Below are 21347 nucleotides of genomic sequence, written 5' to 3' on the forward strand. Positions count from 1 at the left end.
TATGAACAAAGAACCTTTTATCCCAATTATTGTGGGGACTGATATGAATGCTTATAATATGGCTATTTCATTTCATGAGGAATATAATATAAAGCCAATTTTAGTCGGAAAGGAAGAAATGTCCTTTACTAAATGGAGCAGTGTCATTGATCATATTGAAATTCATCCGAATTTATGGGATAAAGCTGCTTTTGTCACAGTTTTAACGGAAGTAGCGATGAAATATAAAACGGCTGGAAAGCAATTGCTGTTAATCGGTACAAATGATTTCTATGTCCGCCTAATAATTGAGAATGCAAAAGCACTAAAAGAAATGTATGTATTTAACTATATGTCAGAGGAGTTAATGAATAATCTTCTCGTCAAATCTAATTTTTATAAGCTTTGCGAGGAGCATGGCATTGATGCACCAAAAACATACTATTATTCTTGTGCCAATAAGGAGCTTTTTACAGAAGAGGTATTATTTCCATTAATCATTAAACCAAGTAATGGAGTTCAATATTACAAAAATAAATTTCCTGGGCAACAAAAAGTATATCGTGTAGAATCACGCGAAGAATTAAATGATGTCATTAACAAAGTGAATGCAAGTGGCTATAAGGAAGATCTAATCATTCAAGATTATATTCCTGGCGACGACACGTATATGTGGGATTCAGTTTTTTATATGAATTCAAAGGGAAAAGCCCAGTTAAGTACGCTCGCACAGGTTGTGTTGCAAGAACATACGGTTACTGCAATTGGAAACTATACGGCGCTAATCACTAGGTATAACGAAGAATTGATGCTTAAGCTTCAACATTTTTTAGAAGCAGTAGGGTATGTAGGATTTGCTAATTTCGATTTGAAGTATGATGAACGCGATGGTAAATTTAAAGTATTCGAAGTGAATATTCGTCAAGGACGCTCTAGTTATTATACGACAGCTCTTGGACATAATATGGCGAGATATTTTGTGGACGACGTCATTTACAACAAAGCAAAGCCGTTAACATTGTTAAATGAGCATTATTTGTTTACTGTAGTCCCTAAGATTGTATTAAAGAAGTTTGTTGATAATAATGAAATTCAACGAGAAATAAGACATCTGTTAAGAACGGGAAAATGGGGAAATCCAATGTTTTATAAAAATGATACGAATTTTATGAGAAAGTTGTATTTAATTGCTCGTCAGTTTAATTATTATAAAAAATACAAAAATAATAATTGGTAAAGTAAAATTTACAATATATTCATTAAAGATTTACAATCGTCTGTTACATTTAAATAGACCCCTTTTCCAAACGATTTACCTGAAAAAGCTAGCTTCTCGGCTAGCTTTTTTCAAATGTTAGAAACTTAAAAGTATTTTTATAGGAAACACCAAAGTTTAAATTAATATTAAATTGCAACCCCTGATTTATCTGCAAACCTAAAAACTCCTGCAAACAATCGAAATAATCACCTTGATTATTTAATCGGTGCGTTATTAATAAGTGATAAAGCTTTGTTCACTTCAAATATTTTACCGCGAATATTAGTGATACCAAAATTTGTCAAACGAGCTGAATGTATTACTAAATATTTTTCAGCATCTTCCTTTGTTTCGAACAAGTATATCCCACCAGCTTCCTTAGCAGCCGCATCCTCAGTCCAAATCTTCCAAATCACACCTGACTCATCATTAATACTTTTTGCTAAATCAACGAACGCCTTTGACATCTCTTCACCGAATGGACCATTCATTTTAAAATCTACTTGTAATAAATATTTCATGTTTAACTCTCCTTAGTTTTAATAAGATGAATAATAGAATAAAGTCAAAAAACATTATTCAATATTGCTCATGATTTAGAGCTAAATTTTAGCGAATTATAATGAAGTATCTTTGGCAAATCATTAATTCCCGGTGTCGCAAAAGCAAAAATAATGGTGCAGAATGCAGTGGAAATCCCTGTGGACCGGTTCTTCAACTTATTACCATGCAGTGTTCCCTAGCTTCCTCAAACGTTCCTTTTTAAACAGAGTTTTTTTATTTTTGAAACCAAATGGACTGTTATTCCGTAAAAGGATTATACATATAGAAAGGGGAATTATGATGAGTACAAAGAGATTAATATCCATCATTGTTGCTTCAATCCTAGGAATTATTTTATTATCTGCTGTATTTACATCCTGGTACACAGTAGATGAATCAGAACAAGCAATCGTTATTACATTCGGAGAAGCAGGCGACCCAATTACAGAATCAGGGTTGAAATTTAAAATGCCTTGGCCGATTCAAAAAGTAGAAAAACTATCTAAAGAAACGTTCAGTTTGCAATTTGGATATAAACAAGCAGCCAACGGGGAAATAGAATCTTTTGATAAAGATACAAAAATGATCACGGGAGACGATAATATTGTCTTAACGGATTTAGTTGTACAATGGAAAATTACTGACCCAAAAGCTTACCTATTTAACTCCGAAAGTCCGCAAGATCTACTGCATGATGCAACGTCCGCCTCTATTCGCTCGATTATTGGGAACTCCAAAATCGACGATGCCTTAACATCCGGAAAAGCACAAATCGAAGCAGATACTGTTGAACTATTAGGTTCTTTAATAGACAAATATGACATTGGAATAACCGTACTTACTGTGAAACTGCAAGATGTAGAGCTACCTAATGCGGAAGTCCGAGCTGCATTTACTGCTGTAACGGACGCAGAGGAAACGAAAAATACAAAAGTTAACCAAGCAGAAAAATATATGAACCAAAAGATGAGTGAAGCAGAAGGGGAAAAGGATGCAATCATTTCGGAAGCAACTGGATATAAAACGGCTCGTATCCAGCAAGCACTAGGAGATGTGGAGTTATTTAACAAACTTTATGTAGAATATGCAGACAATAAAGAGATTACGAGACAGCGACTTGTAATGGAGACACTCGATGCTGTATTACCGAACGCCCAACTTTATATTATGAATGATGATGGTGGCACGATGAAGTATTTACCGCTCCAACCACTGGAATCAAATAAACAAACGCCACCACCAGCGGCTACCGAAACAGAAGAAGGGAGTGGGCAATAATGGCGGATAATAATAATCCATTTTCCAATCTAGAAGAAAAATTTAATGCGATGCAAAAGAAAAAGAAGCCACAAAAAGAAAAAACACCGGTCGATTACAAAAAATATACAAAGCCATTTATCGGTATTTTTATAACGTTCGTTGTTATTATTATCGCACTTGCAAATATCTATGTCGTGAAAGAAGGCGAATTTAGAGTAGTTCGCCAGTTTGGAGAGATTAAAGATATTAAAGATGCACCAGGTCTGCATATGAAAATACCATTCATACAAAGTGTTACAACCATTCCAAAACATCAAATGAACTATAAATTATCAGAAGCAGAGATTAACACGAGAGATAAACGTCGAATTATTATTGACAATTATGCTGTTTGGCGTGTTGTAAATGCGAAAGAAATGATTTCGAATGCTGGTAACTTGGTAAATGCAGGATCTCGTATGGAAGAATTCATCTATTCAGTCGTACGTTCAGAGCTTGGTCAACTAGAATATAGCGAGATTATTAACGATGAAAATTCTTCCCGAGGAAGTTTAAATGATCAAATTACAACACATGTAAATGAATTGCTTAAAAAAGATAAATACGGTATCGAAGTAATAGATGTACGTATTAAACGCACAGACTTACCGGAAGAAAATGAACAATCCGTTTATAATGAAATGATTTCAGAAAGACAAAGTATTGCACAAAAGTTTTTATCTACAGGTGATGCAGACAAACGTCGTATTGAAGCTGATACAGATCGTAAAGTAAAAGAGATGCTTGCGACTGCCAAAAAAGATGCTGCAATGATTGCTGCAGAAGGGGATGCAGAGGCGGCGAAAATTTACAATCAAAGTTTCTCTAAAGATCCAGAGTTCTATTCTCTTTATCGGACATTAGAATCTTATAAGCGAACAATTGGTGAGGATTCGATGATTATCATTCCATCTGATTCTCCTTATGCGAAAATTCTTTCAGGTTACTTAGAATAGTATATGAATCGTCATTCCCCTTACTCTCATGGTAAGATATAGGGAATGACGATTTTATTTATTAAATGATTATATTTTTTATTTTGAGGGAGTGAATGGAATGTCCAACGAAAAAATACTTTTATTGGATGGGAATAGTCTCGCATACCGAGCTTTCTTTGCTTTACCATTATTATCAAATGAACACGGCATACATACAAATGCTGTATATGGTTTTACATTAATGCTACAAAAAATTATGGACGAGGAAAATCCGACGCATATGCTTGTGGCGTTTGACGCAGGTAAAACGACTTTCCGTCACTCTACTTTTGGAGAATATAAAGGTGGAAGACAGAAAACACCGCCCGAGCTTTCTGAACAATTCCCTTACGTTCGTAAACTAATCGATGCATACGGGATTAAACGATATGAATTGGAAATGTATGAAGCGGACGATATCATTGGGACACTAAGTAAACAAGCTGATGCAAAAGGTCAACAGGTTGTCATTGTTTCTGGAGACAAAGATTTGACACAGCTAGCAACGGATCGTACGACTGTCTATATTACACGAAAAGGTATTACAGACATTGAAAAATATACACCTGCACATATAGAAGAGAAGTACGGACTTACTCCGCAACAAATTATTGATATGAAAGGGCTCATGGGAGATGCTTCCGATAATATTCCAGGTGTACCGGGTGTCGGAGAAAAAACAGCGATCAAACTATTAAAAGAACATGGTTCTGTAGAAAAGCTTTATGAAGCATTAGACGCTGTTAGTGGTGCGAAATTAAAAGAAAAGCTAGTTGCAAACGAAGAACAAGCGAAAATGAGTAAAATACTTGCGACCATTGAAACGAGTGCTCCAATTGAAGTAACACTAGATGATCTAACATACAATGGACCTAATATGGAAGAGGTTGTGGAGATTTGGAAAGAGCTTTCGTTTAAAACACTTTTAGAGAAATCGGATTTCGTCGCGGAAGAGCAAGAAACTGCAGAAATGAATTATCAAGTGTTAGAAGAAGTAGATACTTCCATATTAAAAGACCAAATGGCTGTTCATTTTGAAATGTATGATGAACAATATCATACAAGTGAATTATTAGGAATCGCTTTTTCAAACGGTGAGGACTCGTATTTTATCCAAGGGACTAAAGCATTTCAATCCGATGCATTTTGCGCATGGCTAGAGGATAACGAAAAACATAAATTTTTATCGGATTCGAAAGCAACCCAAGCAGTAAGTAGAAAACACGGCATTAGTATCCAAGGAGCAGAATTTGATCTGCTATTGGCAGCTTATATTGTCAACCAATCTATTTCTTCTGGAGATGTATCAACACTCGCAAAAGAATTCGGGAATTTTAATGTTTTGACAGATGAGAGCGTCTATGGAAAAGGTGCGAAAAAATCAACGCCAGAACTTGAAAAGCTCGCTGAACATGCGGCACGAAAAGCGCAAGCGATATGGCAACTAAAGCCGACTTTAGAAGAAAAGTTAAAAGAAAATGAACAGTACGAGCTCTACAAAGATTTAGAATTACCACTTGCATCTATTCTCGGAACAATGGAATCAGACGGAGTAAAAGTGGATAAACAAATACTCGTCGAGATGGGACATGACTTAGAAGTAAAGCTGCAATCCATTGAGCAAGATATATTCGCGCTGGCAGGGGAGAAATTTAATATTAATTCTCCTAAACAATTGGGCGTAATATTGTTTGAAAAAATAGGATTAACACCTATAAAGAAAACAAAAACAGGTTATTCCACAGCAGCGGATGTATTAGAAAAATTAGCTGGAGAGCATGAAATTATTGAACAAATTCTTCTTTATCGCCAATTAGGAAAATTAAATTCAACATACATTGAAGGATTATTAAAAGAAATTCATGAAAAAGATGGGAAAATCCATACACGCTACCAGCAAGCACTAACTTCAACAGGACGACTAAGCTCGATTAACCCAAACCTGCAAAATATACCGGTTCGTTTAGAAGAAGGTAGAAAAATTCGAAAAGCATTTGTCCCATCGCAACCTGATTGGGTGATGTTTGCAGCCGATTATTCACAAATCGAGCTTCGTGTGCTTGCGCATATGTCGGAAGATAAAAACTTAGTAGAAGCTTTTAATAACGATTTGGATATTCATACAAAGACTGCAATGGATGTTTTCCATGTAGATGCAGAAAATGTGACATCGGACATGCGCCGTGCTGCAAAAGCAGTAAACTTCGGTATTGTGTACGGGATTAGTGATTATGGTTTATCGCAAAGCTTGGATATAACGAGAAAAGAAGCAGCCATATTTATCGAGCAATATTTAAATAGTTTTCCTGGTGTAAAAGAATATATGGATGATATTGTCCGAGAAGCAAAGCAAAAAGGATTTGTTACGACGATATTAAATAGAAGAAGATATTTACCAGAAATTACGAGTTCTAATTTTAACCTAAGAAGCTTTGCGGAGAGAACTGCGATGAACACTCCTATTCAAGGAAGTGCAGCTGATATTATTAAAAAAGCGATGATTGATATGGCACAGCGTTTGAAAGATGAGAAAATGCAAACGAAGATGCTTCTACAAGTGCATGATGAGTTAATTTTCGAGGCACCAAAAGAGGAAATTGCATTACTTGAAAAAATTGTACCCGAAGTAATGGATACTGCGATTAAATTGCTCGTACCATTGAAAGTCGATTATGCATTCGGTGCTTCTTGGTACGAAACGAAGTAAGGAGTTTTGAATATGCCTGAATTACCAGAGGTAGAAGGGGTTGTTCGGTCGTTAAGACCAATTGCGACGGGCAAAACAATTCAATCTGTAGACGTTTCTGAAACAATTATTACATCTAAAGCCAATGGCAAAGAGGCTATCATTAAAGGGGCAGATGTAGATGTTTTCAAAGAAGCACTACCTCAAATGATGATTGAAAGAATAGATAGACGTTCTAAATATATTTATTTTCATCTAATGAAGGATGGAATCCCTCATTTACTCGTTTCACATTTAGGAATGTCTGGGGCTTGGTTCTACGTTCGTAACTTGCATGAAATTGAAGAAGAAAAATTTAAACGGCATTCTCATGTCATATTCCATTTGGAGGAAGGTGACATGCTGGTATATGCTGATATTAGACGATTCGGTGAGCTTCGTTTATTAGAAAGTGAAGCAGATCATCCACCATTATTGTTAATGGCTCCAGAGCCCTTCGATCAGGATGCTTTAGATCATTATTTGGCGATGAGTATTTTACCAAAATATGAAAATAAAGCGATAAAAGAATTTATCATGGATGGTCATGTCGTTTCAGGGTGCGGCAATATATATGCAACAGAGGCATTATTTCGATTACGAATGCATCCCGCGCGAAAAGTGAAACGTATCAGTAAGGAAAGAAAAATACAATTATTCAATGAGATTGTCATTGTGCTTCTTGATAGTATTGAAAATGGAGGAAGTACGATCTCCGATTATCGTTCTATTAATGGAGAAGCAGGCAATATGCAAAACAGATTACAAATGTATGGAAAGAAGAATTGTCCAATTTGTGGTCGAAAAACGCTGCAAAAAACGATAGGTGGTAGAACCTCCACTTATTGTGGTACATGTCAGAAATAAAGGAGGATAGTTATGATCATTGGTTTAACTGGAAGTATTGCAAGTGGGAAAAGTACTGTTTCCAATATGCTAAAGGAATTAGGCTACCCAATTGTAGATGCAGATGTTGTAGCTCGAGTCGTCGTTGAAAAAGGAACGGAAACACTTGGGAAGATAAAGGAAGTATTTGGCCAAGAAGTAATTGCAGAAGATGGTTCCTTAAACCGCGGAAAACTAGGTGACATTATTTTTTCAAGTCCCTCTAAGCGGAAACAACTTAATGATATTATCCATCCAGCAATTCGTACAGAAATGCTTCGTCAAAAAGAAGAGCTTCAAAAAGCGGGTCATCCATCCATAATTATGGATATCCCATTATTATTTGAAAGCAGACTGCAATCGTATGTAGAGAAAATATTAGTCGTAACAGTTACAGAAGAAACGCAATTGGAACGATTAATGGCGCGAAATAATTTTACGCTAGAAGAAGCAAAGGCAAGAATCCAATCACAGCTTCCGTTATCTCTTAAAGAAAAAGAAGCAGATGCAGTTATTTATAATAATGGAACATTGGAATCCACAGAACAACAACTAAAAAAAATCTTAAGCGATTGGAATGTGTTAATCGTGTAGCATAAAAGACCGAAGACGACTCGAAAATAGAGCTGTTTTCGGTTTTTTTTGAGAAAATTTTTAGACACACCACTTATTGAACAGGGATAAATAACCCAATTACAAATAAAAATATCTTTCTTCTAATTTAGGGCTACATGATTCGGATAATGTGTTATACTAATTACAAGTTGTAAATATAAAGTATCACACAGTTACAGGAGGATTTTTCACATGACAGCTTCAATTGCAATTAATGGTTTTGGACGTATTGGACGAATGGTGTTTCGCCAAGCGATAGTACAGGAAGAGTTAAATGTTGTCGCAATTAATGCAAGATACCCTTTAGAAACTTTAGCGCACTTAATAAAATATGACTCTACACATGGTACTTTTTCAGGAGAAGTAAAAATAGAAGAAAATGCGCTTCTTGTAAATGGCAAACGAGTTCAAATTGTGAATGATCGTGATCCAGCGAATCTCCCTTGGAAAGAATTAAATGTCGACATCGTAATCGAGTCAACGGGAAAATTCAATGATGGTGAAAAAGCTAGTGCTCATTTAGCAGCAGGTGCGAAAAAAGTAATCATCACTGCTCCTGCCAAAAATGAAGATGCAACTATTGTAATGGGTGTTAATGATGATAAATTAGATTTAGAAAGCCAGGATATTATTTCTAACGCAAGTTGTACGACCAATTGTTTAGCACCTGTTGCAAAAGTATTAAATGATACTTTTGGTATTGAGAATGGTTTAATGACAACGGTTCACGCATATACAAACGATCAAAATAATTTAGATAATCCACATAAGGATCTAAGACGTGCACGTTCATGTGGGCAATCTATCATCCCAACATCTACTGGTGCAGCAAAAGCGCTTACATTGGTGCTGCCAGAGTTAGAAGGGAAAATTCATGGTATGGCACTTCGTGTACCTACTCCAAATGTTTCTTTAGTAGACTTAGTCGTAGATGTGCAAAGAGATGTAACTGTTGAAGAAGTAAATGCGGCATTTATAAAAGCTTCTGAAGAATCCATGAAAGGGATTTTAGGCTTTACAACTGAGCCACTAGTTTCAATTGACTTTAATACGTCTACTCTTTCCTCTACAGTAGATGGATTAACTACAATGGTTATTGGTGATCGTAAAGTAAAAGTACTTGCATGGTATGATAACGAGTGGGGTTATTCTGCACGTGTAGTTGATTTGACGAAAAAAGTAGCGTCTGGTCTTAAAGTAGGTTCAAGTCTTTAAAATAATTAGTCCTCTTTCTATATTTTTAGAAAGAGGATTTTTTTATTTGTTGCTTATTTTATCAATACATCATATAATGATAATCGTGTACTTCACGTACATGGACTACTTAAAGGGTTAGGACCTCTTTGGACTAACTTTCCCCCGTGGTAGTCAACTTTGATTGTTAATTTTTAAACTAAAACTTATCAAAGGGGGAAACGGACATTGGAAACAATGGGACGTCACATTATTGCAGAACTATGGGAATGCGATTTCGACAAACTTAACGATATGCAATTTATCGAGCAAACATTTGTTGATGCTGCACTTAAGTCTGGTGCGGAAGTCAGAGAAGTTGCATTTCACAAATTTGCACCACAAGGTGTAAGTGGAGTCGTTATAATTTCCGAATCACATTTAACGATTCACAGCTTTCCAGAGCATGGTTATGCGAGCATTGATGTGTATACATGTGGTGATTTAGACCCGTCAATTGCAGCTAATTATATTGCAGATGCTCTTAATGCTGGAATACGCGAAACGATTGAAATGCCTCGTGGTATGGGTCCAGTTAATGTACCTAAGTCGCGCATGACAGTTCAAGCGTAATAACTTAGCCGAGATGACTTAGCAGAGGAAGCGATTCCTCTGCTTTTTCGATTTTATACGATAATATTGTTATAATAGATATACAAATTAATGTAAGGAATTAGGTGAGACAATTATGAGATGTCCAACTTGTCAGTTTAATGGCACGAAAGTAGTCGATTCAAGGCCTGTTGACGATAATAAGGCGATAAGAAGAAGACGAGAGTGCGAGGATTGTGGGTTTAGATTTACCACATTTGAAAAGGTGGAAGAAACCCCTTTGATCGTCGTGAAAAAGGATGGTTCACGAGAAGAATTTAGTCGTGAAAAAATACTTCGAGGACTCATACGTGCATGTGAGAAGAGACCAGTTGCACTTGATCAACTAGAAGATATCGTGTTTTCCATTGAAAAAGAATTGCGAAGAGCAGGAAATTCCGAAGTGAAATCCGAGGAAGTTGGCGAAAAAGTGATGGACAAGCTTGCAGAAGTAGATGAAGTGGCCTATGTTCGATTTGCTTCTGTCTATCGTCAATTCAAAGATATAACAGTCTTTATAGAAGAATTAAAAGAAATCATAAAAAAGAATCCAACATTATAAGCAGCAAGAGAGTAGGTGCAACTGTTGATGTTATATAAAGAGCTTCAGCCAGCAGACATGTATATGATTCGCTTGCCATATTCTTTTTCGGATTATGATCGCCAGTTATTAACATTATTGTATCAACCATTAGTTGGTGCGGAAAGTATTAGCCTGTATTTAACACTATGGGCAGATGGAGAAGCACAAAATAATGAGCAATTGCCCCATTATCAGCTAATGAATGTATTAGGTGTTTCTATCGGTAAAATTTTTCAAGCGAGAATTGCGTTAGAAGCAATTGGGCTGCTTCGTACTTGGCAAAAATCAGAGAATGATGGCCGTGTCTTTTATTATGAATTAACTGCTCCACTTGATGCAGAGTCTTTTTTAAAAGATCCATTATTGTCGATGTTTCTGTTAGGTAAAATTGGGGAAAATGCATATAAACAATTACGGAATCGCTTTATCCAACCTCCAAACTGGAATGACGGATTTACGGATGTTTCTCGAACCTTTATGGACGTATTTAAACCATCTTCCAAAACAGGGAATGCCTTGTCTTATGAAGATAATTTTCAATCTAAGAAAAGAATGGATTCTTTGCCTTTTTACTTCGATCAATTTGATTTTGCTTTATTACAGGAAGGGCTGTCGGAACAACTTGTTCCAAAGTCAGCGATGACGATAGAAGCAAAAGAAGTAATCGCTAAACTAGCTTTTTTATACAATTTACATCCAGTAGAGATGCAAAAAGTAGTCATACTTGCGTTAGATGATGAATTACATCTCTCTGAAGCAAGATTAAAAAAAGCGTGCGCTGATTACTATAAACTAACTGTTTCTAAAACTGCTCCCGTTATGGAGAAAATCGAGCAATCAGCTAAAGCAGTACCTGAAAAGAGCCAGCCATTATCGAAAGAGGAAGAACTTATCCATTATTTAGAAACGACAGCTCCAGCAGTCGTATTAAAGGATATTGCGAACGGCAAAGACCCAATTTTAGCAGATGTACAATTAGCTAATCATTTTGTTACCCATTTTAAAATGCCCATTGGTGTTGTGAATGTGCTATTGCAATATGTGTTGCTTCGTACGGATATGAAACTAACAAAAAGTTATGCTGAGAAAATTGCTTCCCACTGGATGAGAAAAGATGTAAAAACAGCAAAACAGGCGATGGAGCTTGCCAGAAGCGAACATGAACAATATATTAAGTGGAAAAGTGAAGGATCCAAACAAAAATCTTATACGAAAAAACCAGTACGCGAAGAAAAAGTGCCGGATTGGTTTTATAAAAAAGATGGGGAAACGAAACAATCCGGAGAAACAACAAATGGTATTCAAAACATAGATCAAGAAAGACAAAAGCTATTAGCGGATTTGAATGCATTGAAGAGGTAGGTGGAAATAATGGAGCGTATTAATGAAACGTTAAAAAGAATGGTTCAAACACCAGAATTCTCATCAAGGCTAGATGAAATGAAAAAAGAAGTGTTAGAAGATCCAGGCGTGCAAAAGTTTTTAGAAGAAAACGCGGGGGATATATCTAAACGAATCGTAGATCGGGGCTTGAGTAAATTATATGAATACAAGTCGCAGTCCCATGACTGTCGTTCTTGTGAATCCCTCGAGCTTTGCATGAATGTTATGAAAGGCTACGAACCCAAATTAGTTTTAGAGCGTGGTCTAATTGGTTTAGAATATATTCGTTGTCAACGAGGGATAATAGAGGATGAACGCAGAAAAGTGACTTCTATGATTAATAGCATACATATGCCAAAAGAGGTTATGGAAGCGCGTCTTAGCGATGTTGATGTGAATGATGGAAGTAGAGTGGTTGCTGTTCGTGCAGCAGTTGACTTTTTAGAGGAACTAAATCGAACTAATACATTACCGAAGAAAGGGCTTTATATTCACGGTAAGTTTGGTGTTGGGAAATCCTATCTTCTTGGAGCCCTAGCAAATGAGCTAGCAGTAAAACATATTCATTCTGTAGTAGTTTACGTTCCTGAATTTTTACGAGAAATGAAACAAGCGATTCAAGATCAATCGCTTTCTGAAAAAATAGAGTTTGTAAAAAAAGCTCCTGTTTTAATGCTAGATGATCTTGGTGCTGAAGTAATGTCCAGTTGGACGAGAGATGAGATAATAGGAACAATCCTACATTATCGAATGTCAGAACAGCTACCTACTTTTATAACGTCTAATTTCAATTACTCCGAGTTAGAGCACCATCTATCTGTTACGCAACGAGGAGAAAAAGAAGTGGTGAAAGCTGGACGAATAATGGAGCGAATTCGTGCTCTTACGATTCCCATTTCTCTACAAGGAAAGAATTGGAGAGAAGAATAACCTCCTACAATGACTTGCAAATGCACATGGTGTGGAGTATAATCATTTTCATAAGAATAAGTAAATGCATTGAAGAGGACAACAATCAGTTTGTACGACTTTTTAGAGAGAGAAGCCTTGGCTGAAAGCTTCTTAAGTACCGGCAATCGATTTACCACCTCCGAGCAGTAACTGTGAATACATATACTAGCAGTTTACCGGTCACCGGCCCGTTAGCCGATGCAGAGCTTCGTCTACTTTTGTTTTTAGTAGACAGAAGAAGGGTGGAACCACGATTTGAACCTCGTCCCTTTATAGGGATGAGGTTTTTTTGCGTTTTCCGATACATAATTTAAAAGGAGTGTTCAACATGGCAGAAGTTATTAAGTTAAAATTTCCAGATGGAGCAGTAAAGGAATTCCCTGTTTCGACAACTACCGAAGAAATCGCGCAATCCATTAGCCCTGGATTACGTAAAAAAGCGTTAGCAGGTAAACTTAGTGGACAGCTAATTGATCTTAAGACACCAATTACAACAGACGGAGAAATTGCAATTATTACACCTGAATCCGATGAAGCGTTGGAAATTCTTCGTCACAGTTCTGCACACTTGCTTGCGCAAGCTGTTAAGCGCTTGTTTAAAGATGTAAAACTTGGAATTGGGCCAGTAATCGAAAATGGTTTTTATTATGATATTGATTCGCCGGAACCGATTACGGCAGAAGACTTCCCAGCAATCGAAAAAGAAATGAAAAAAATTATTAATGAGAATATTGAAATCATTCGACACGATGTTTCCCGCGAACAAGCTTTTGAAAAGTTCAAGGAAGATGAGTATAAAGTAGAGCTTCTTGAAGCAATTCCAGAAGGAGAGCAAGTATCCATTTATGAGCAAGGAGAATTTTTTGACCTTTGCCGCGGAGTACATGTACCATCTACAGGAAAACTAAAAGAATTCAAATTATTAAGCATTGCTGGTGCATATTGGCGTGGGAATAGCGACAATAAAATGCTTCAACGTATTTACGGTACTGCATTCTTTAAAAAAGAAGAGCTTAAGCACCATTTAGATATGCTAGAAGAAGCTAAAGAGCGTGACCATCGTAAAATAGGGAAAGAGCTAGCATTGTTTACGAATTCTCAAAAAGTAGGACAAGGGTTACCACTTTGGTTACCGAATGGTGCAACGATTCGTCGTGTTATTGAGCGTTATATCGTAGACAAAGAGCTTAAACTTGGCTACAAACATGTATATACACCAGTACTTGGTTCAAAAGATTTATACGAAACTTCCGGTCACTGGGATCACTACCAAGATTCTATGTTCCCACCAATGGAAATGGATAACGAGACATTAGTTTTACGCCCGATGAACTGTCCACATCATATGATGGTTTTCAAAAACGGTATGCACTCTTATCGTAACCTTCCTTTACGTATTGCGGAGCTTGGTACAATGCATCGTTATGAAATGTCTGGAGCACTTTCTGGTTTACAACGTGTTCGCGGGATGACATTGAATGATGCGCATCTTTTCGTGCGTCCAGATCAAATTAAAGCAGAGTTCCAAAAAGTTGTAGAGCTTATCATATCTGTTTATAAAGATTTTGATCTAAAAGATTATACTTTCCGTCTATCTTACCGTGATCCGCAAGATACAGAAAAATACTTCGATGACGACGCAATGTGGGAAAAAGCACAAGCAATGTTAAAAGAAGCAATGGACGAGCTCGGCTTAGATTATTTCGAAGCAGAAGGCGAAGCAGCATTCTACGGACCAAAATTAGACGTTCAAGTGAAAACTGCCATTGGAAAAGAAGAAACACTATCTACTGTTCAATTGGACTTCCTATTACCAGAGCGTTTTGACTTAACGTATGTTGGAGAAGATGGAAAGCCGCATCGTCCAGTTGTAATTCACCGTGGGGTAGTTTCTACAATGGAACGTTTTGTTGCATTCTTAATCGAAGAGTACAAAGGTGCTTTCCCAACTTGGTTAGCTCCAGTCCAAGTAGAAATCATTCCAGTATCCAATGAAGTACACTTCGATTATGCTAAACAAATCGAAGAGCAATTAGTAGCAGCAGGCTTCCGAGTAGAAATGGATGACCGTGAAGAAAAACTTGGTTATAAAATTCGAGAAGCACAAATGCAAAAAATTCCGTACATGCTTGTATTAGGTGATAAAGAGCTAGAAGCAGGTAACGTGAACGTACGTAAATACGGAGAACAGCAATCAGAAAGTATTCCATTTGAAGAGTTTTTAACTCGCATTCAAGAAGAAACAAAACATTAATAAGAAAAGCGCAAGCGCCTATGTCTGTCCCGACAGGCAAATGGGGAAAAGCGAGGAGGCAGCTCTCCAGCCACCACAGCTTTTTCACATTTGACCCCGAGGGGCAAGGCGCTGGAGCTAGACAATTACTGTGTAGAATTTTTTTATTTTCTTAGATCATAAATACTGTTGACATGTACGAATCTACATGGTATAGTTATTTAGGTTATTGAATACAAGTTTGTGGTATAAGAAGAGGCTGCCCGCTTCTCACCTGTTTGACACTTTTTGTTGTTGACTGGTAAGCACACGATCGACTGTAACATGTAGGCATCTGCATGTTCTTATATCGGCGGGCAGACATACATCTTATGTCTGCTCGTTTTTTTATTTGATCGAAAACGGCGTAAGTAATTCGTTTCTACGAAATTTATGCCCAAACCATGTATTCGCGACACTATTTGGAGGTGGATTGTTATTAGCAAAGACATGTATGTGAACGATGGCATTCGAGCACGCGAACTACGCGTTATTGATCAAAATGGCGATCAGTTAGGATTGAAAACACGTAACGAAGCACTTGAAATCGCAGGTCGTGTAAATTTGGATCTTGTCCTTGTGGCTCCTCAAGCCAAGCCGCCAGTCGCTCGTATCATGGACTATGGTAAATTCAAATTTGAGCAGCAAAAAAAGGATCGTGAAGTCCGTAAAAATCAAAAAATCATCGTGATGAAAGAGGTTCGTTTGAGCCCAACAATCGATGAACATGATTTCCAAACGAAACTTAAAAACGCGATCAAGTTCCTTGAAAAAGGAGATAAAGTGAAAGCATCTATTCGTTTTAAAGGTCGTGCGATTACTCATAAAGAGATTGGTCAACGCGTTTTAGATAGATTTGCCGAAGCTTGTGCGGAAGTATCTACGGTTGAATCAAAACCGAAAATGGATGGCCGCAGTATGTTCTTAGTGCTTGCACCAAAGAACGAAAAACAGTAATAGAGTACAATTGTTTAGGAGGAATTCGACATGCCGAAAATGAAAACTCACCGTGGAGCTGCAAAGCGTTTCAAAAAGACGGGTACAGGAAAATTAAAACATGACCGTGCTTTTGGAAGCCACTTATTCGCTAACAAATCTACTAAAGCTAAACGTAAACTACGTAAAACTAAAGTAGCTTCTTCAGGCGATTACAAACGTATCAAAACACTACTTACTTACATGAAATAATAAGAAATTTAAATCTTGAAAGAATAGCAGGAGGTAATGAATCATGCCACGCGTAAAAAGCACACCAGTAACAAAAAAGCGTCGTAAAAAAGTATTAAAATTAGCTAAAGGTTATTACGGTTCAAAACATACATTATATAAAGTAGCAAACCAACAGGTTATGAAATCTCTAATGTATGCATACCGTGACCGTCGTAACAAAAAACGTGAATTCCGTAAATTATGGATCACACGTATCAATGCGGCAGCACGTCTAAACGGTCTTTCTTACAGCCGTTTAATGCACGGATTAAAATTAGCTGAAATCGAAGTAAACCGTAAAATGTTAGCTGATCTAGCTGTAACTGATGCAACAGCATTTACACAACTTGCAGATGCAGCAAAAAAAGCAATCGCTAAATAATAAACGATAAAAAGCTGATAGAGATTCTATCAGCTTTTTTTGTACAAGGGGTAGAAATATGACTGAAATTATTCCCTTTTTTATATTGATCATGTCCGTTATTTCGTTTGTCGTCATGGGCTATGACAAATCACAGGCGAAAAACCATAAACAAAGAGTTTCAGAGCGTACATTATGGTCGCTTGCTATCTTTGGCGGGGGCATTGGTGCTTACTTAGGAATGCAGTTGTTCCGACATAAAACAAAGCATACGAATTTTCGTGTAGGTTTTTTGATGCTGCTCATCGTCTATGTATTTATACTTTTTTGGTTAGTAAAAGCGAACAACCCAAGTATGATCTAGGGGGGTTCGCTTTTTTGTGTTCAAAAACTATAAAGTTCAATATATATTGAACTTTTTTAAGAGTAACTTAAGTAAGTTATATCACTTTTCTAAATTGCACATAGTATAGGGAAACTGCGCGATAGTCGTCGGTGTCTCACACCAAGTAAACTTGTTTTTGACAATTGGTTGCTCTTCAGAGTAATTTGGTTGCTTTCAGACTAGAGCTAGTTGCTCTTAACAGACGTTTGGGTGCTCTCAGACTAGAACTGGTTGCTTTCAACAGCTGGTTGGTTGCCCTTATCCAATTTCTGGAGTTACATATACTGCAATATATAATTGGAGGGATTTAGTGCGGCGGCGCGAGACTCCTGGGGGAAAGCGAGGCAGACGAGACCCTGCAGTCGCTTGCGACGAAGCGGCTCGTTGCTCGCCCGCGGAAAGCGAAGCGCCGCCGTGCTAAATCCAAGCGTTCACTTTCTTCAAGCTCTCTAAGTCGCAGTTTCCCTATTATGTGCGACATCCCATCAGGTGATTTTGTTATGCTTCATCTTTCATGAGCTGCTCTATCGGGCTCTTCCAATTGATTTTGGCAGATGGGTAATTCATCCGTATTTCATTTTGTAAAAAACGAAAATCCTCTTTTGAAAACCCTTGTAGTTTGGAAGGATCTTTTATCCAAACGAAAATAGATACTACTTCAAATGCTTGTTCCGTCGTACCTAAATACTTTTCACCTTCAAATAATGCACCTTTATACGTTATGAAAAAATTCTTACGGACATTTTTTATATCATCATAAAAATAGTACTGTTCTTTCTCATAGGATTCATCTAACTTTCTCTTCGGATCAAACAAATAACGAAGAATTTTATAAAATGCATATATGATTATAACAATTATTAGCAGTCGTAGTAATACAATCATCAAAAATGTCCTCCTTGTAAAATACATAGTAATTGCTATACGATAGAAGAGGTAGTTTGGTTTCAAAATAATTTAAAATAATTGGAGGAAATGATGAATTTAACAAAACTTTTTAAAATGCAACAAGCATTGGACGAATATATTCAAACAAATAAGCGAGTAGATGAAGATGTATTTGTAAAGAAAGGATTAGCCCTTGTTGTAGAACTTGCAGAATTAGCGAATGAAACACGTTGTTTTAAGTTCTGGAGTGATAAGGGACCGTCTGAACAGAATGTTATTTTAGAAGAGTATGTCGACTCTATTCATTTTTTATTGTCATTGGGAATTGAAAAAGGCTTGGATGATTTAACAGATTGGCCAATGGAAGATAAAGAGGAAGACTTAACTACACTATTTCTTTTAACAAACGAGGCAATCATTGCATTTTTACATGAATCGACGAAAAGTACATATGAAGAAATTTGGGTTTTGTATGGTGCCATTGCAGAAAAGCTAGGCTTTACTAGTGAAGATGTATTGCAAGCGTATATTTCTAAAAATGAAACAAATTATGAAAGACAGAAGAGTGGTTATTAATACTTTGAGCTAAATCAGTTCTATACTATTACCATGATTTTTTGGGGGGAGGAATGTGACTAAGACGCATTCTTCCTCCATTTTGTTTGTTAAACGTATGCCAATAATTCTTCCGAAGTCCTATAATACAAACGTTAATGGAATAAAATATGTTAAAATGGAATCAATTTAAAACCAAAAGAAAGGAGGGGTAAAAAATGGGCTTAACTTTGGAAATTGTGCGTACATTAATCCCGCTTGTAATAGTAGGAGGAATTGCAGTATTTGTAGTTTTAAGAATGCAATATAAATATAAGAAAGGCGCACTTGGTAAGAAAAAATCAAAAAGTGCTCAAAGTTTATTAGATAGTTTAATCCCATTTGGAATGATGATTGGATTTGCTATTGCTATACTTTTAAGCATATTCTTCCAAATTTCTTTACTATCGGCAATTGCTTGGGGACCTGGGTTAGGTTTATTATTTGGTTATTTTGCTTATGAAGTTTATAGCAAAAGAGAAGAAAGTTATTCATAATAGCTTTTTTTTAGAAATGAGCGTTTTATATAAGAAGACTATATTACGATATGAAAATCTCAAATAATTGGAACTTTTTCTACTGTAAACCGTAAACATATTAACTTATTAATGTGGAGGTGAAGTTAATGAAAAAGTTCCTCTTTTTGTTTGTATTATTTTTGTTAGCTTTTTCATCTAGTGTAGTTGCAGAAGAGAGATCCTACTCAATAGACACAATACATATTAAATCCTGGATTCAACCAAATGGCGATCTTTTAGTGAATGAAGTATTTACCTATAATTTTGATGGGAATTATACAAGTCTAAAGCGATCCTTTCCAAAAGAACATGATAAAAATGTGGTGAATTTTTACGCTCATGAAATAACTACTTTAAGTCCAGAACCAGGTTTCATCGAAGATAATACATTAAAAACATTGCATGTTAAGAAAGAGAATGGAGTATATCGAACAAATATTAACAAAACAAACGAAAAAGTTTCTTTTTTGTATGTATATACTCTTAAGAATGCAGTGAAAGCATATGATACATATAGTGTTGCCGATGTTACATATTTTGGAGATGGAGATGCACATGATCAAGATTTTCATAATGTAACAATAGATTTTATTCTCCCTCAAACAATGGATCCTGTTAAATTCGATGGAGTTTTGTTCGATCGAAATGCGAAGAAAAATGGGAAGTCTGAACATGGAATTCGGTTTAAAACACCGATTTCGGAGGCATTTACCTTCACAAAAACATCCTTCTTTTTTCCTTCATCTGTTCTGACAAGTATAGAGAAAACGAAAAGTACTAGCTCGATGGAAGAAGCATTTGCAAACGACAAGAAACAAGCGGATGCGATGAAAAAGAGGCTATCAGAAATTCCTGTACTTATAAAAATTTTACCAAAAGTTTCGGTTGTATTAGTGATCCTTGCTGTACTTTTTATAATTGTTTTACCTCAAAGACATTTTTGGCGAAAGGGAAATGAAGAGCACATACTTAACATTGATATTTTATACTTGTTTTCTGTATATAAGACAGGAAAACGGGATAAGAAAACTTTTTTAGCCGGTTTATTTTCGTTAGTTGAAAAAGAAGCTGCAATAGTCAAACCTTCACGAGCGGCAATACGTTTTAAAAATGACCCGAAAGCGCCTAAAGAAACTTTATTGTTTCGCTTGAAAAACGGAGGAATTGCAAAGGGCTTATCCGAAGCTTATTTAATCCAATGGCTATTTAGCACCAAAAGTGGTTCTAGTAAATGGGCATTCCATTTGCATGATGCAGCGGGAGCGCCAAGAAAAGAAAGAGATAATGGGATGGCCAATTACTATCATACTAGGACAAAAGTCTTTAAAAAGAATCAAAAAACTTGGCATAAAAAAGTGCAGGATGAATTAGAAGAAGCGGGAACTTTCCATCACAAACTACCAAAGATCATTATTAGTTTAGCAATAATATTGTTAGCGACTTTCGTTGCCATAAGCTATTATGCAGATTTCAGAAGCAGCGGAAGTATTGTATTCATTGGGATTATTACGATACTTGTTCTCATTATTAATTGGGTTAAACTAACTGCTCACTGGTATTTTGCTCTTTATATGATTGTGATTAGTTTAATGGTAGGGAACATAGTAAATGATGAATTGATGAGTGAAATCTTTGGTTTAATCTTAGCGGTTATTCTTTTATATATCGCTGTGCCGATAAATATTCTTTCGATGAATGCAGTACGTGTAAAAGATAGTATTCGCTCTTTCCAAAAAAGTATAAAAAGTGGAATGCCTGCCGATCTTTCGAAAACAGAGCAGGAGAAGTGGACGATTCGGACATATCTATTTGGTAGAAAAAATGTGCACATACCAGTTGTGGATGAAACGATTCCCTTGGCAGCACTATTAATAGCTGGAACAGACCCAATGGACTATGTGGCAAAAACATGGTACTGGACACCGGGTGCTACCTCTAGCGGAGGTTCATCCGATTCAGGAGGATTTTTCGGCGGAGACAGTGGTGGTGGCGGTGGTGACGGAGGAGGCGGCGGAGCAGGAGCCGATTAAAATCTATCACTTAATTTTGAAAATAGGTTGAGTTTAGAATATAATTGATATGGCAGTTATATTTAGGA

General features: G+C 36.5%; 21 protein-coding genes and 1 other annotated feature. Of the genes, 19 read left to right on the top strand and 2 right to left on the bottom strand.

What is annotated here, in order from left to right; translation table 11 throughout:
- Window position 1: 1 nt before the first annotated feature.
- Window positions 2–1216 carry a carboxylate--amine ligase gene (locus tag ACIP9W_RS00690; protein ID WP_400785114.1) on the top strand — a complete coding sequence of 405 codons (1215 nt, stop codon included), beginning with the start codon at window positions 2–4 and terminating at the stop codon, window positions 1214–1216.
- A gap of 236 nt (window positions 1217–1452) precedes the next feature.
- Here ACIP9W_RS00690 and ACIP9W_RS00695 read toward each other — a convergent pair whose 3' ends face one another.
- Window positions 1453–1758 (bottom strand): monooxygenase, encoded by a 306-nt coding sequence (locus ACIP9W_RS00695; RefSeq protein ID WP_400785116.1) that lies wholly within the window; start codon window positions 1756–1758, stop codon window positions 1453–1455.
- 322 nt (window positions 1759–2080) lie between these two features.
- Here ACIP9W_RS00695 and hflK point away from each other — a divergent pair, with 322 nt between their 5' ends.
- From hflK to ACIP9W_RS00770, 15 genes are all read left to right on the top strand, one after another.
- Entirely contained in the window at window positions 2081–3058 is a 978-nt protein-coding gene (gene hflK, locus ACIP9W_RS00700; protein WP_400785918.1) for an FtsH protease activity modulator HflK, read from the top strand.
- On the top strand, window positions 3058–4035 hold the full coding sequence (hflC, locus tag ACIP9W_RS00705) for a protease modulator HflC (protein WP_400785118.1): 978 nt from the start codon (window positions 3058–3060) through the stop codon (window positions 4033–4035). The genes hflK and hflC overlap by 1 nt, the downstream gene beginning before the upstream one ends.
- A gap of 100 nt (window positions 4036–4135) precedes the next feature.
- On the top strand, window positions 4136–6763 hold the full coding sequence (gene polA / locus ACIP9W_RS00710; RefSeq protein WP_400785120.1) for a DNA polymerase I: 2628 nt from the start codon (window positions 4136–4138) through the stop codon (window positions 6761–6763).
- 12 nt (window positions 6764–6775) lie between these two features.
- Entirely contained in the window at window positions 6776–7648 is an 873-nt protein-coding gene (gene mutM, locus ACIP9W_RS00715; RefSeq protein WP_400785122.1) for a bifunctional DNA-formamidopyrimidine glycosylase/DNA-(apurinic or apyrimidinic site) lyase, read from the top strand.
- A gap of 12 nt (window positions 7649–7660) precedes the next feature.
- Window positions 7661–8260 (top strand): dephospho-CoA kinase, encoded by a 600-nt coding sequence (gene coaE, locus ACIP9W_RS00720; protein WP_282241409.1) that lies wholly within the window; start codon window positions 7661–7663, stop codon window positions 8258–8260.
- Window positions 8261–8473: 213 nt separating this feature from the next.
- The gene (locus ACIP9W_RS00725; RefSeq protein WP_400785124.1) at window positions 8474–9496 is read left to right on the top strand and encodes a glyceraldehyde-3-phosphate dehydrogenase; all 1023 of its coding nucleotides are present in this window, start codon (window positions 8474–8476) and stop codon (window positions 9494–9496) included.
- 207 nt (window positions 9497–9703) lie between these two features.
- Window positions 9704–10087: an adenosylmethionine decarboxylase gene (gene speD / locus ACIP9W_RS00730; RefSeq protein ID WP_282241411.1), complete on the top strand. Its 384-nt coding sequence runs from the start codon at window positions 9704–9706 to the stop codon at window positions 10085–10087.
- A gap of 115 nt (window positions 10088–10202) precedes the next feature.
- Window positions 10203–10667 carry a transcriptional regulator NrdR gene (nrdR, locus tag ACIP9W_RS00735; RefSeq protein WP_282241412.1) on the top strand — a complete coding sequence of 155 codons (465 nt, stop codon included), beginning with the start codon at window positions 10203–10205 and terminating at the stop codon, window positions 10665–10667.
- A 27-nt stretch (window positions 10668–10694) separates the two neighbouring features.
- Window positions 10695–12050, top strand: coding sequence for a replication initiation and membrane attachment family protein (locus ACIP9W_RS00740; RefSeq protein ID WP_400785920.1), 1356 nt, complete (start codon window positions 10695–10697; stop codon window positions 12048–12050).
- A 9-nt stretch (window positions 12051–12059) separates the two neighbouring features.
- On the top strand, window positions 12060–13001 hold the full coding sequence (gene dnaI / locus ACIP9W_RS00745) for a primosomal protein DnaI (RefSeq protein ID WP_400785126.1): 942 nt from the start codon (window positions 12060–12062) through the stop codon (window positions 12999–13001).
- A 60-nt stretch (window positions 13002–13061) separates the two neighbouring features.
- Window positions 13062–13295 (top strand) — a binding site (T-box leader).
- A 55-nt stretch (window positions 13296–13350) separates the two neighbouring features.
- Window positions 13351–15276, top strand: coding sequence for a threonine--tRNA ligase (thrS, locus tag ACIP9W_RS00750; protein WP_400785128.1), 1926 nt, complete (start codon window positions 13351–13353; stop codon window positions 15274–15276).
- 411 nt (window positions 15277–15687) lie between these two features.
- On the top strand, window positions 15688–16251 hold the full coding sequence (gene infC / locus ACIP9W_RS00755; RefSeq protein ID WP_186321401.1) for a translation initiation factor IF-3: 564 nt from the start codon (window positions 15688–15690) through the stop codon (window positions 16249–16251).
- A 30-nt stretch (window positions 16252–16281) separates the two neighbouring features.
- Window positions 16282–16482 (top strand): 50S ribosomal protein L35, encoded by a 201-nt coding sequence (gene rpmI / locus ACIP9W_RS00760; protein ID WP_053588661.1) that lies wholly within the window; start codon window positions 16282–16284, stop codon window positions 16480–16482.
- A 43-nt stretch (window positions 16483–16525) separates the two neighbouring features.
- On the top strand, window positions 16526–16885 hold the full coding sequence (rplT, locus tag ACIP9W_RS00765; RefSeq protein WP_400785131.1) for a 50S ribosomal protein L20: 360 nt from the start codon (window positions 16526–16528) through the stop codon (window positions 16883–16885).
- A 58-nt stretch (window positions 16886–16943) separates the two neighbouring features.
- Complete coding sequence (locus ACIP9W_RS00770; RefSeq protein ID WP_400785133.1) at window positions 16944–17228, top strand: DUF1294 domain-containing protein; 285 nt, start codon at window positions 16944–16946, stop codon at window positions 17226–17228.
- 519 nt (window positions 17229–17747) lie between these two features.
- Here ACIP9W_RS00770 and ACIP9W_RS00775 read toward each other — a convergent pair.
- Window positions 17748–18134 (bottom strand): sigma-w pathway protein ysdB, encoded by a 387-nt coding sequence (locus tag ACIP9W_RS00775; protein ID WP_282241418.1) that lies wholly within the window; start codon window positions 18132–18134, stop codon window positions 17748–17750.
- 93 nt (window positions 18135–18227) lie between these two features.
- Here ACIP9W_RS00775 and ACIP9W_RS00780 point away from each other — a divergent pair, with 93 nt between their 5' ends.
- The 3 genes from ACIP9W_RS00780 to ACIP9W_RS00790 all read left to right on the top strand — a co-directional run bounded on the left by ACIP9W_RS00780 (window position 18228) and on the right by ACIP9W_RS00790 (window position 21279).
- Window positions 18228–18713 carry a dUTP diphosphatase gene (locus ACIP9W_RS00780; RefSeq protein ID WP_400785923.1) on the top strand — a complete coding sequence of 162 codons (486 nt, stop codon included), beginning with the start codon at window positions 18228–18230 and terminating at the stop codon, window positions 18711–18713.
- A gap of 209 nt (window positions 18714–18922) precedes the next feature.
- Window positions 18923–19228 carry a hypothetical protein gene (locus tag ACIP9W_RS00785; protein ID WP_400785925.1) on the top strand — a complete coding sequence of 102 codons (306 nt, stop codon included), beginning with the start codon at window positions 18923–18925 and terminating at the stop codon, window positions 19226–19228.
- 128 nt (window positions 19229–19356) lie between these two features.
- Window positions 19357–21279, top strand: coding sequence for a DUF2207 domain-containing protein (locus ACIP9W_RS00790; protein ID WP_400785135.1), 1923 nt, complete (start codon window positions 19357–19359; stop codon window positions 21277–21279).
- Window positions 21280–21347 lie beyond the last annotated feature (68 nt).

The organism is Psychrobacillus sp. NPDC093180, assembly GCF_044754065.1.
Taxonomy (GTDB): domain Bacteria; phylum Bacillota; class Bacilli; order Bacillales_A; family Planococcaceae; genus Psychrobacillus.